This window comes from Synechococcus sp. WH 8016, from assembly GCF_000230675.1.
GTDB lineage: Bacteria > Cyanobacteriota > Cyanobacteriia > PCC-6307 > Cyanobiaceae > Synechococcus_C.
Genome location: NZ_AGIK01000001.1, coordinates 532,860 through 544,820, shown reverse-complemented (window position 1 = coordinate 544,820; position 11,961 = coordinate 532,860). Strand labels below are relative to the sequence as shown.

The following is an 11,961-nucleotide window of genomic DNA, read 5'->3' as shown; positions in this document are numbered from 1 at the left end:
CTCCGATTGTCAAAAGTTTCACCTTGGTTGAATTGTCCGAGAAGTTTTCAGGCAATAGAATGAATCGTAAGTTCTTGGATGTTGTCTTCTTAACTTACAGTGCTTGATAGAAGTTTAAAAGTTGTGATGCGTCTGTCGCAGAAAGTGACAACCTGGTTGATTAAGCGCTTGCTGGCGCTTCCATTCTCAACTTGATCCTCTTCTCGCGAGAGTGTTGCAGATTCGGCTCAAACAGAAAATGATGTCTATGGTGCATGCATTCACATATTCTGAGCGCTAAAAACAACGCGATGGTGTGTGCTCATCCCACAAACCATCGTTGAATTGCAATCCATGTCGACCTCACTCCGTCAGACGACCATCGAAATCTCTGCACCTGATGTCGAGGTGCTTCTGGCACTTGACGCTTACTGGCGAGCAGCGAATTACCTCGCCGTCGGCATGATTTATTTGCAGGACAATCCCCTGCTCAAGGAGCAGCTTCGCCCCGAGCACATCAAAAACCGTCTGCTCGGTCACTGGGGAAGTAGTCCAGGTCAGGCCTTTATCTGGACCCACGCCAACCGGCTGATTAATCAATACAACCTGGACATGATTTACATGTCTGGACCGGGGCATGGGGCCCCAGGAGTCCGTGGCCCGGTCTATCTCGATGGAAGCTATACCGAGCGCTACCCAGATAAATCAATCGATGCAGAAGGGCTCAGAAAGTTCTTCAAGATGTTTTCTTTTCCAGGACATGTCGGCAGTCACTGCACTGCCGAGATGCCTGGTTCGATCCACGAGGGCGGTGAGCTCGGCTATGTCCTCTCCCATGCCTGCGGTTCGGTTTTAGACAACCCAGGGTTGATCACCATCGCCTGTGTGGGCGATGGCGAAGCGGAAACCGGCCCCTTGGCGACAAGTTGGCATATCAATAAGTTCCTCAACCCCATTCGCGATGGTGCGGTCCTACCCGTCCTGCATCTGAACGGCTACAAGATTGCTAATCCGAGCATCCTCAGTCGGATCGATCATGAGGAGCTTGAATCCTTGTTCAAGGGCTATGGCTGGACACCGATCTTCGTTGAAGGCTCCGACCCGATGACGATGCATCGTTCCATGGCGATCGCCATGGAACAGGCCGTTCTTGAAATACAGCAGCATCAACAACAGGCTCGCAGTAGCGGCAAAGCTTTCCGGCCTCACTGGCCCATGATCGTTCTTCGCTCTCCGAAGGGCTGGACAGGCCCAAGCGAAGTTGATGGTAAAAAAGTCGAGAACTTCTGGAGATCGCATCAGGTTCCGGTTGCTGATGTGAAAACCAATGAGAGCCACCTACGGCTTCTTGAAGATTGGATGAAGAGCTACCGGCCGTGGGAATTGTTCGATGAGAACGGAGCTGTCATGGAGCATATTCGTCAGTTATCACCGAGCGGTGATCGTCGTATGGGCAGCAATCCCCATACCAACGGAGGTGTGCTTCGCAAGGAGCTGTTGTTCTCCGCAATTGAGCAGCATGCCGTGGAGGTTCAGAACCCGGGAACCACAGAAGCGGAGAACACTTATCCATTAGGCGAGCTCATTCGTGACTTGATCCGAGATAACCCAGGTGGTTATCGCTTGTTCGGCCCAGATGAAACCCACTCCAATCGGCTTCAAGCCGTTTATCAAGCCACAAAGAAAGTTTGGATGGCGAATGATCTGCCTGAGGATCTTGAAGGCGGCGAACTCTCCAAAGATGGCTCGGTCATTGAGATGCTGTCTGAGCACACGCTGGTGGGAATGATGGAGGGTTATCTCCTCACGGGTCGTAATGGCTTTTTCCATACCTATGAGGCATTCGCCCACGTGATCTCTTCGATGTATAACCAGCACTGCAAATGGCTGGAACACTGTGAGCAGATTCCCTGGAGGGCTCCGATCGGTCCTTGGAACTGCTTGATCTCTTCCACTGTTTGGCGCCAGGATCACAACGGTTTCACCCATCAGGATCCAGGTTTCATGGACCTTGCCGGCAACAAAAAAGGCTCGATTACCCGCGTTTACTTACCTGCCGATGCCAACAGCTTGCTCGCTGTTGCCGAACATGCCCTTACAGAAACCAACGTCTCCAACATCATTGTTTCGGATAAGCAAAAACATCTTCAGTACCTAACGCTGGAGCAGGCTCGGCGCCATGTGGCTAAAGGTTTGGGGATCTGGGATTGGGCTTGTAACGACGATTGCGGAACTGATCTCGATGAACCAGATGTTGTTCTTGCTTCTGCTGGTGACATCCCAACGAAAGAATGTTTGGCTGCTATTGAAATCCTGAGAGATCAAATCCCCCAGGTGAAGGTACGTTATATCAACGTAGTGAAACTGTTTGCGTTGGCTCCGGCTACTGAACACCCCCATGGTTTAAGTGAGCGCGACTTCAACAGCCTGTTCCCATCAAATAAGCCCGTCATTTTCAATTTCCATGGCTATCCGTGGTTAATTCATCGGTTGGTTTATCGCTGGGATCGGCAATCACGCTTCCATGTTCGCGGCTATAAAGAAAATGGAAATATCAACACACCTCTCGAACTGGCCATCATCAACCAGATCGACCGCTTCAACCTCGTGATCGATGTGATCGATCGCGTCGAATGTCTTGGCTCGCGAGCCGCTCATGTGAAGGAAAAAATGAAGGATGAGATCCAAAAGCATCGCGTCTATGCCCATACTCATGGCATAGATTCTCCGGAAATCAACAACTGGCGGTGGACAACCCTTCCTTGAGCGACAGCAACATGACAGGCCCAATGGGCTCCGATCTTCCTCGGGCAGGATGACAACATTTTGAACATCTTTCCTCTCTATATTGAGATCAACTGGATGGACCGCTGATGACAGGCCTCGTCCTTGTGATCAATCTCGGTAGTTCCAGTTTCAAGGTTTCCCTGGTGGATTCCACGGGAGCTAAAGTTTGGTGTTGCAATCGCAAGCGAAGTACAGGGGAGTCCGTCAGCACAGTCTTGAATCAGTGGCTGACTCCAGTTGTTGAGCGTCATCGCCATCAGATTCAGCTCATCGGTCACAGGGTGGTGCATGGCGGTGAGGACTTCACTTCTCCAACGCTGATCACACCGCAGTTAGAGCATGCACTCCAGATGCTCATCCCTCTGGCCCCCTTGCATCAGCCACCGGCTCTTGCTGGACTTGCCTGGACCCAGCGCTTGGTGCCTGATTGCCCGCAATGGGCATGCTTTGACACAGCTTTCCACCGCACATTACCTACGGCTGCAAGCACCTATGCGATCCCGCAGAAGCTTCGCGACAAGGGACTTCATCGCTACGGCTTCCATGGCATCAACCATCAGTACGTCTCCGAATATGTTGCCGATTACTGGCGTACTAAGGGATGTGACCCGTCTCAGCTTCGGTTGATCAGTGCTCATCTTGGTGCAGGAGCGTCGCTTGCAGCGGTAAAGGGTGGCATCTGCATCGACACCACTATGGGCTTCACTCCAATGGAGGGACTCGTTATGGAAACGCGTTCAGGGAGTGTTGATCCCGGACTGATCCTCGAATTGATCCGACAAGGATATGGCGCAACAGAACTCAGCCACTCACTGCAGAACGAGTCAGGGCTCAAGGGACTATCCGGTCTCAGCGGAGACATGCGCGAAATCCGTGAGTTGGCCCTGGAAGCCCATCCCGGTGCTCTACTGGCCCTTGCCGTGTTTCGACACCGGCTATTGCAACAGCTCGGAGCCATGGCTGCAAGCCTGCAAGGAGTGGATGTTCTCGCCCTCACCGGTGGCATCGGTGAACACGACGAAGCTCTTCGCATTGAGCTGCATGAATCACTTAATTGGTGGGGAGCGTTTGAAACTGTTGTGGTACCAGCAGACGAAGAAGGGATGATTGCTCGCCTCTGCTTGCGCCACCAGTTTTCGTTGACAGCGACTGATTGAGGAACTCAAGGCACCGTTCGCTGCAGATCTCTGGGTGTCGTATGGCTTCAGGTGATGATTGCGATCAAAATCAGCTATTAATCTGCAATCCCGGTTTGATGACTCCTTCCGTTGTGACTTATGCCCTGGATCGTCTTGCCGATCTCGGGATCGGCCATGTGTTTGGTGTGCCGGGTGACTACGCCTTTCCCATCAACGATGCAGTGGAAGTGCACCCGCGGCTGCAGTGGGTGCCCTCAGCGAATGAACTGAATGCGGCCTATGCAGCCGATGGCTACGCTCGCCGCGGTGGGGCTGGCATCGTTTGCACCACCTATGGCGTGGGTGAACTCAGTGCGCTCAATGGCCTGATGGGAGCGATGGCTGAGCGGCTGCCCGTGTTTCATCTGGTGGGTACGCCAAGTCTGCGGATCGTGCGCCAGGGACTGATCTGTCATCACACCCTTGGCGATCGCAACTACGACCGCTTTGAGGCCATCTCCGCCTCGGCAAGTTGTGTGAGCGCCAGGCTCACGCCCGAAAATGCCGTGATTGAACTGGAGCGCGTGATTGATAAGGCGCTGGAGGAATCCAGGCCTGCTTATCTCACCTTTCCGATGGATCTGGCTCTGATGCCGATCACCGGTACGCCGATCCAGGGATCACCGCTTGGTGTGATCGATCAACACGACAGTGTTGCTGGCGAACTGGAGGCTGTGCTTGATCTCCTAATGGCACGGATTGCCGCCGCATCCAGACCCGTGGTTCTTCCCACCGTCACCTTGAAGCGTTTCGGTCTGATCCATGCATTCGAGGCTTTCCTCAAGTCTTCCGGTCTGGCCTATGCCACCACGCCGATGGACAAGGCGCTTCTGAGTGAGGAGCACCCCGCTTTCCTTGGGATGTACAACGGCGCACGGTCAACGCCTGCGGCTTTGCGCAGCGTGGTGGAAGACGCCGATCTGCTGATCGATCTGGGGGGATTGGTGCTCGAAGATCTCAACACAGGACTTTGGAGTGGCTCCCTTGATCCCCGCCGGATCGTTGCGTTGCATGCCGACTGGGTGCAGGCCGGTGACCAGGTGTTCACGAGTGTGAGCATCAGCGATGTCTTGGCGGGGTTAACCAGGCGTTTTCAGGATGCCTCGAAGCGCTTGTCCTATGCGGGTGAGCATCGTCCAACCCAGCCCGCTTCGCTACTTCCCCTGAGCGGAACCGTTGATCAGCCCACAAGTTCAGCGAGCTTTTACCCCCGCTTGCAGCAATTCCTGCGCTCTAGCGACCTCTTGGTGTCGGATACCGGCACATGCCTGCTCAAGCTCAATGCCCTACGACTACCCGCTGGCGTGGCGATGGAAAGCCAAACCCTCTGGGGATCGATTGGATGGGGCACCCCGGCGGCCTTGGGGTGCGCCTTGGCGGACCCGGAGCGCCGCGTTGTTCTGGTGACAGGTGATGGCGCTCACCAGCTCACGATGCAGGAGATCGGGGTGATGGGATACACGGGGGTGAATCCGGTGGTGATCGTTTTGAACAATGGCCTGTTCGGGGTGGAGGCGTTGATCAGTGAAACGGGGCACGCCTACAACAATTTGCCCGCCTGGCGCTACGCAGATCTTCCGGCTGCTCTTGGATGCGATGGCTGGTGGTGCGGGCGGGTGAGCACCCTGGCGGAACTGGAACAGGCCTTTGCCGAGATCAATGCCCATCAGGGGGCTGCCTACCTCGAGGTGCTGATTCCTGCGGAGGAAAGTCAGCCCCTGGCGGAGGAGGTGATTGAAACCATCCACAAGACAGCAACACCCCATTCAACTTCCCCTTCCTAAGAGATTCTCTTCTGGGTCAGCCTGAGGAGGCAACGGGGAAAGAGCGGTGTGATTCCGTCCGTTCGCTGCAGCTGTGATGCAGCTGTAAAGCCCTTGTTTATTTCATCAAGGGTCAGTCAAAACACCAGCCAGATTTCAAACTGACGAGAATCGACATGATGCTTGTTGGTGTTCAAATGTTGATCTGCAGTTCAGTGATCTCTGAGCATTTCGTCTCAGACGCGCTCCTGAATGAGCTGCATGGACCCAAAGAGATCAATGATCTGACCAAAGGAGGTGTTGATGTGATGGTGCCGTTGGCTGAATCAGATCAGTAGGGATTGCAGCTTCTAATCAGAGTGATTGCGTTTCAGAGCCTTTGACCGCTGCGGTTGGCACTAGCTGGCGCGTCCAGTGACACCCCTGGGCGCCAGTGCTGCACTGCAAAGCGCTGTCCTGGTGATGGGATGCCGGTGGACGGACGTTGAAGCAGGCTTCGCCAACCACTGGTCCACTTAATCAGCACACTGCCATTGGTCCGCAACGACCAGGAGCCATCAGCGACTTGATCGATGTTGTTGAAGGCCAGTCCATTCGAGGTGAGCACAGCCAGATAAGCGGTTTTTTCCTTCTGCGTTGGTGCGAGCTTGTAGGCCCCAACCCAACCCATTTCCAGGCTGTTGAGTTGAACGGCCTTGCCGTGGTTGCTGGGTGCCCCATTGAGTGAGGAGCCAGGCTTCCACGACCATTGAACCGGTCCGGCCGGTCCGATCTGGATCGTGTCGGTCCAGCCATCCGGGTAGGTGGAGCGGATGCCATTTCCCCAGCGCTGCCAGCTTCCGGTCTCTAGCAGTTGGTTACGTGTCATCCTTTGTGGCTTGCCCAGATCGGGGTGGCGTTTGCCGATCACCGTGAGTGAGCTGCCGTCGGATCGAAGGATCAGGTTGAAGGGAACGTTGTCGTTATCCGTGAGCACCCAGGTGCCCACCATCCGTTTGGCATCTGGCTGCGGAAATCCCGCTCCCATCAACGCTGTGCTCAACAGCAGGGCAGCTGAAGGTTTCAACCAAGACAGGCCCATGGTCGTGTGATGCCTTTGATTTCCATTATGTCGGATCCCTTCGAGCGGCTCATCACTCCTCACCCCATGACGACCAAGCCTTCGTTTCAAGGGAGAGTGTCAGAACGGCAGGTATTCATGGCCAAAGCCACTTGGATCCCACCAGCTCAGATCAGCTGAGCGGTAAGCCACCACATTGAACATGCCGCGCACATGGTGATAAGCGATATGGCAGTGGAAGGCCCAAATGCCTGGGTTGTTGGCATCAAAGGCAATGCGGCAGGTGCTCCCTTTGGGGACGTAGACGGTGTCGCGCATGGGGCCGTCCAAGGGCTTGCCATCGATTTCGAGGATTTGGAATTCATGGCCATGCAGATGCATGGGATGCCCCATCGGGGTGGGATTGGAAAACACCATCTCCACCCGTTGGCCCTGCTCCACCCAGTAGGGATCGCAGTAAGGGTAAAAACGATCGTTCAGTCCCCAGGTGTATTTGGGAGCAGGGCCGGTGAGGGCCACGGGGATTGTGTTGTCAGCAGCACGAGCAGCGAGGGGATTTGTTGCCCGCAGTTGCTTGTCCTGGGTGAAATCGAGGCTTCCGGTCCACTGATCGGTTTGCGGCGCCAAATCGGGCACGCTGAGCTTCGGGTTGCTGCGCAGCACCACGCCACAGCGCTGGTTGCTGCGTTCCCCTAAGGCCAACAATGGAAACACCCCAGGTTCTTCTGGAACCTTGATGCGCAGCGTTAAACGTTGAGCCAGAGCGAGTTGAAACAGGGAGCCGCGGATCGGCTCCACGGGATTGGCATCGGTGCGCAGCAGCTCTCCTTCGAGATCGCCAAGGTCAAGGAAAAAGCTCATGAAGGCGCTGCCGGCAACCCAGCGGATCGCCACGGTTTCGCCAGGCTCTACATCAATGATCTCTGGAGCATCGAGGCTGCGTTCATTCGCCAGCAGCGCGTCGTACACAACATCGGGGGCCATCATCAAAACCCCCTTTTCTTGTTTCCTCCCGAAGCGTTGCGTCGCTGGATCCCATTGCTGGGTGAGCAGCGTTCGAGGTTGATGCCAAGCGAAATCAGCCAAGCTTTTGGCCATGGCCGTGCCACCACCGCGCTCTCCAGCCACCACGTTGTTGAGGATTTGGCTGGCGGGCGTGAAGCTGAAGTCCCGAAGCATCACGCTGATCGTGCGATCAGCCCAAGGCTCTTGTTTCTCATCGAGAATCACAAACGGCTCAGCGACATAGCTTTGGGTTTGCAGGCCGTAGTGCGAATGCATCCAGAAGGTGCCGTTTTGCACTAGCGGGTAGTGGATGCGTTGGCGTTTCCCTGGGGGAATCGGGGGTTGCGTGACGAATGGCACGCCATCCATGGCATTGGGAAGAATCAAGCCATGCCAATGCACCGTTGTGGGCACCGGTAATTGGTTGATCAGCTCGAGATTGATGCCTTTGGCTTGCGTCGTGGTGTACCCCCGCTGGCCATTCAGCTGGCGAATGCAGCCACGATCCACGGTTTGCCCCAAAACAGTGATCGGTGCTGTTGCAATTTCCAGGACCACCGTGTCTTGATTGCGGGGCCTCTGAAACGTGGGTTGGCTGATGAACCGTTCCCAGGAGGACTGCGCTTTGGCACGGGTTTTCCTGAACAGCTCCAGGCTGCTGCTGCCGAGGAGAGCGCCCAGCACACTTAACTGCAAAAAGGATCGACGAAGCACGAATCTCTAAGCCAGTGCTCACGGTTTAGTCACGCTCTCTGGCTGGAAGGTCATAAAGCTGTCTCTTTTCAACATTGCTGGCACCCGGCTGGCCCTCCGGCCCTCCATGTCTGGATCGCGACAGCGGAGGTGGTCTTAGCTGATGTTTGTTTTTTTTTGGTAGTTAATTGGCTTTGCGATTGCCTAGATCTGAGCTTCAAAAGCTTGTTGCGTCCGTTGATCGTCGACGAAGCCTTGTGTGTTGCTGATCGGCTCCAGGGATTTTTTTCGGTCTAAGCAACGTTCATGCTGATTAAGCCAGCAATGACCAGACCTAGCCCGATCGCCATTTTCCAATTAAACGATTCTTTGTAAATGACAACCCCCAGGATCGTTACGATCGCCATGCCGAGGCCGGACCAAATGCCATAGGCAATGGCGAGGGGGATGCGGTTGAGTGCCTGCCCCATCAAGAAAAAATTCAAGCCGTATCCTGCTAATGCAGCTGCTGCAAACAGTGGGCGTGTTAGGCCATGAGAGCCCTTGAGAGCAGTTGTTCCAATGTTTTCGCAAATAATGGCCAAGAGAAGAATTAGATATCCAAGCCCCATTAGAGTGTCTCTCCTTGTGCAGCGTTCAGGACAACAATGCCGGATGCGATCATCAATAGGCCTAGGATTACGGATAAGCTAAGTAATTCTTTGAAGATCAGAATACCTACAATTGATGAGGTGATCATGCCAAGGCCAACCCAAAGTGCATAGGCAAATCCCATTGGCAAGATACGCATACTCCTTCCAAAAAAGATCAGTGAAAAGATATAACCTGTTGCCGCTATGACCGTAAGCCCAAGCGAGGAAAATCCCCCTGAGGCTTTCATCGCTGATGTTCCAACTTGCTCAGATGTGATTCATCGGACCTGAATTATTTTGGTTTGAATTAATGGGGTGGCATCGGAATGAATAGTGGTGCTTTTTCTGGAAAATTATTGAGAGCAATCTTTTCAACGTCTGGATTGGGTGGTTGTAGATAAACAAAAAAGGAGTCGCGACGCTCGACGGGTGGAATTCTTGGATCTGGTTGGTCGGCGATTGCATAAGTCACGTCGATGCGCATGTGCATATATCCCGGCACGAGTTCAGTGAAGCTTGCTGGAAGTTCGAGAAGCTGTAGTTGGAGTTGTTCAGGATGTTGCAACTCCATCACGCCTCGGTTGCGATCATTCCAAGTGGCGTTGAATGGTTGCCATCTCGATTCCTGCTGCACGTATACCTGTACATCTAAAGGAAGCAAGAATAGTGATTGATCTTGCTGCAGATTCTCTACAACAATCGTGACGCAATATGTTGTTGCATTATCTCGCTCTATGTGAGTGAGTTCTGCTGACAAACCACTAAAGGCGAGACCTTTCATCCGCTCATCATGAAGCTGTCTTTCGCTTCTATTTTGTTGATGTTGGCGTGATTTTTGAACCACTCCGATCACAAGTGATCCCAGAGCTAAACCAGTGGCGATAAGAAGACGTCGACGTTGAGGATTGGCGACTGGGGGCTCTTGTGAAATTCCAGTGGGGAGTTGCAGATTGGATGATCGTTCTGCTGATTCCTGTGCTTCACGAAGGATGCCTTGTTGAAGTGTGAGACGACGATCACAGCAATCTGCGAGCGAATCACTGTGAGTCACGATGACCAAGGCGGTGCCAGAGCTTTTACAAAGCTGTAGGAGCAGACTAGAAACCTCAGCCTGACTTTCAGCGTCAAGATTGCTGGTTGGCTCATCCGCAAATAACAGCGAAGGAGTCATCATGAGAGCCCGTGCCACAATCGCGCGACGTTGCTCACCACCGGATAGATGACAGGCGAAGGCGTCCTGCCGATGTGACAAACTCACAGCATTCAGCCAATAACGTGCTGTTGTTAAGAGAGCGGCATCGTTGCTTTGGCCTGCCAATCGTGCTGGCAGCAAGACATTTTCAAGGGTTGTTAATGAAGGGAGAAGGCTTGTGAATTGACTAATCAATCCGATTGGACCACGACGTAGGCGACAGCGATCCCCGGTGTTGAGATCTGCCCAGAGATCGGTGGGGCGATCGAGCATCATCAGCACTTGGCCAGCTTGGGGCTCACAGAGACCAGCCAGCATCCCTATCAGTGTTGATTTTCCTGACCCTGACCGCCCTACTACAGCAACTGATTCAGCGGCACAAATTTGTGTTGTGGCGTCGATCACACCTACGGGAGCTGAGGAGGGACCGTAAAAGCGTTGTAGGCCACTTGCCTGTAGAACCCACTCAGTCATCGCTCTGCACCAGCAATATGGGGTCACGTCTCAGCAACGTTGCCGTTGCGAGCAGCGATGCAAAAGCAGCAAACACAGTGATGATCAATGCTGCAGCAACGGCTGGCCATACAAGTTGCTTCGTGGATAGTTCAAGTAGTGGTAAATCAGCTCTTTGTAGCTTCCAGCCAACCCATTCTTGGAGATTGGGTCTCAAAAGCATGGCCAGACTGACACCAATGCCACTACCCATGGCACAAAGCACAGTTGTTTCGCCAAAAAGTAAGCCTGTTACCTGAGTCGGTGTTGCTCCGAGGCTGAGAAGCAATCCAAGTTCCTGGCGACGTTCTGATGCCATTCCAAAGCTATAAAGACCGATCAGCAGCAAGACACTGATCAACAAGCTGAGAGTGAATGTGGCAATGATCTTGAGCGATAGATTCCCACCCTGACGAACTTTGGACAAGAGTGTTCGACCACCTACAACCTTCACACCGTCAAGCTCAGCTAGCAGGTTGAATCGCAGTTCATCAATGGAGCGGTTGGCAGGGGCTTGGACAAGCAACCCATTCACCCCCTGACCATTTGATTGTGGCGTCGGCATGATTTCCTGGAGATCGCTCAAGGTGAAGAACACACCGTTCTCATGAGACGTGATACCAGTAGGTGCCAGCCGACCAAACACTTGAAAGGTGTGTCCTTGGAGTCTCACTCGATCACCAAGGCGACCGCGTATGCGATGCCCAAGGATGACTTGACCATCTTGAAAATCAATGCCGCGGTGGTCTTCGAGCCATGACTGAACGGAGGTGTCGTTTACGGGATCAATTCCGTACAGAGGAACTGTTGATCCATGGCTAAGGCCAAGATCCATCCCCAACTGGGTACTACTGAAGACAGCGCGTTGTGGACTAATAACAAAGGAGGGTGGGAGATGTTGGACCGCATCAAGGGTTGCTTTTGAAAGGGGCGGTGCCTCAGGCTCAACCGTCAATAGCGCTTGAGTGAGATTGACACGAGCCGAATTGTCCACAACTAATAAATCTGCGCCAAGTCTTTCAAAAGCAACTTCCAGTGACTGCTGCAACTGGCCGAGCAAAATAAAGCCGAGGTAGCCCATTGCCGCAACAAGACCTACAGCAGTCATTAATAAACTCGAGCGAAATCGACGTCGCCAAATATTGCTGACAACGAGACCGGCTAAAGCCGTTTGCATGCT

At 53.6% G+C, this 11,961-nt stretch carries 10 protein-coding genes; 4 read left to right on the top strand and 6 right to left on the bottom strand.

Annotated elements, in window-relative coordinates:
- The first annotated feature begins 333 nt into the window (after window positions 1-333).
- The 4 genes from SYN8016DRAFT_RS02835 (at window position 334) to SYN8016DRAFT_RS15240 (ending at window position 6,045) form a co-directional block, all read left to right on the top strand.
- On the top strand, window positions 334-2,745 hold the full coding sequence (locus SYN8016DRAFT_RS02835) for a phosphoketolase (RefSeq protein ID WP_006852742.1): 2,412 nt from the start codon (window positions 334-336) through the stop codon (window positions 2,743-2,745).
- A 107-nt stretch (window positions 2,746-2,852) separates the two neighbouring features.
- Window positions 2,853-3,923 (top strand): acetate/propionate family kinase, encoded by a 1,071-nt coding sequence (locus tag SYN8016DRAFT_RS02830; protein WP_006852741.1) that lies wholly within the window; start codon window positions 2,853-2,855, stop codon window positions 3,921-3,923.
- Between the two features lie 98 nt (window positions 3,924-4,021).
- The gene (locus SYN8016DRAFT_RS02825; protein ID WP_038013697.1) at window positions 4,022-5,728 is read left to right on the top strand and encodes an alpha-keto acid decarboxylase family protein; all 1,707 of its coding nucleotides are present in this window, start codon (window positions 4,022-4,024) and stop codon (window positions 5,726-5,728) included.
- A 158-nt stretch (window positions 5,729-5,886) separates the two neighbouring features.
- The gene (locus tag SYN8016DRAFT_RS15240) at window positions 5,887-6,045 is read left to right on the top strand and encodes a hypothetical protein (protein ID WP_216725568.1); all 159 of its coding nucleotides are present in this window, start codon (window positions 5,887-5,889) and stop codon (window positions 6,043-6,045) included.
- A gap of 32 nt (window positions 6,046-6,077) precedes the next feature.
- Here the strand turns inward: SYN8016DRAFT_RS15240 and SYN8016DRAFT_RS02820 are convergent, their stop codons facing one another.
- From SYN8016DRAFT_RS02820 to SYN8016DRAFT_RS02795, 6 genes are all read right to left on the bottom strand, one after another.
- Entirely contained in the window at window positions 6,078-6,788 is a 711-nt protein-coding gene (locus tag SYN8016DRAFT_RS02820; RefSeq protein ID WP_006852738.1) for a hypothetical protein, read from the bottom strand.
- 99 nt (window positions 6,789-6,887) lie between these two features.
- Window positions 6,888-8,486: a multicopper oxidase family protein gene (locus tag SYN8016DRAFT_RS02815; RefSeq protein ID WP_006852737.1), complete on the bottom strand. Its 1,599-nt coding sequence runs from the start codon at window positions 8,484-8,486 to the stop codon at window positions 6,888-6,890.
- A gap of 272 nt (window positions 8,487-8,758) precedes the next feature.
- Window positions 8,759-9,076 carry a multidrug efflux SMR transporter gene (locus SYN8016DRAFT_RS02810; protein WP_006852736.1) on the bottom strand — a complete coding sequence of 106 codons (318 nt, stop codon included), beginning with the start codon at window positions 9,074-9,076 and terminating at the stop codon, window positions 8,759-8,761.
- Entirely contained in the window at window positions 9,076-9,375 is a 300-nt protein-coding gene (locus tag SYN8016DRAFT_RS02805; protein WP_038013199.1) for a multidrug efflux SMR transporter, read from the bottom strand. Before SYN8016DRAFT_RS02805 ends, SYN8016DRAFT_RS02810 begins: the two co-directional genes overlap by 1 nt.
- Before the next feature lie 29 nt (window positions 9,376-9,404).
- A complete protein-coding gene (locus SYN8016DRAFT_RS14235; RefSeq protein ID WP_006852734.1) occupies window positions 9,405-10,763 on the bottom strand; it encodes an ABC transporter ATP-binding protein in 1,359 nt (452 codons plus the stop codon).
- Window positions 10,756-11,958, bottom strand: a complete 1,203-nt coding sequence (locus SYN8016DRAFT_RS02795; protein ID WP_006852733.1) for an ABC transporter permease — start codon at window positions 11,956-11,958, stop codon at window positions 10,756-10,758. Before SYN8016DRAFT_RS02795 ends, SYN8016DRAFT_RS14235 begins: the two co-directional genes overlap by 8 nt.
- Window positions 11,959-11,961 lie beyond the last annotated feature (3 nt).

Coding starts and splice junctions, on each gene's coding strand:
- SYN8016DRAFT_RS15240 (WP_216725568.1), top strand. CDS start 5,887: ATGCTTGTTGGTGTTCAAATGTTGATCTGCAGTTCAGTGATCTCTGAG.
- SYN8016DRAFT_RS02825 (WP_038013697.1), top strand. CDS start 4,022: ATGACTCCTTCCGTTGTGACTTATGCCCTGGATCGTCTTGCCGATCTC.
- SYN8016DRAFT_RS02830 (WP_006852741.1), top strand. CDS start 2,853: ATGACAGGCCTCGTCCTTGTGATCAATCTCGGTAGTTCCAGTTTCAAG.
- SYN8016DRAFT_RS14235 (WP_006852734.1), bottom strand. CDS start 10,763: ATGACTGAGTGGGTTCTACAGGCAAGTGGCCTACAACGCTTTTACGGT.
- SYN8016DRAFT_RS02795 (WP_006852733.1), bottom strand. CDS start 11,958: ATGCAAACGGCTTTAGCCGGTCTCGTTGTCAGCAATATTTGGCGACGT.
- SYN8016DRAFT_RS02820 (WP_006852738.1), bottom strand. CDS start 6,788: ATGGGCCTGTCTTGGTTGAAACCTTCAGCTGCCCTGCTGTTGAGCACA.
- SYN8016DRAFT_RS02835 (WP_006852742.1), top strand. CDS start 334: ATGTCGACCTCACTCCGTCAGACGACCATCGAAATCTCTGCACCTGAT.
- SYN8016DRAFT_RS02810 (WP_006852736.1), bottom strand. CDS start 9,076: ATGGGGCTTGGATATCTAATTCTTCTCTTGGCCATTATTTGCGAAAAC.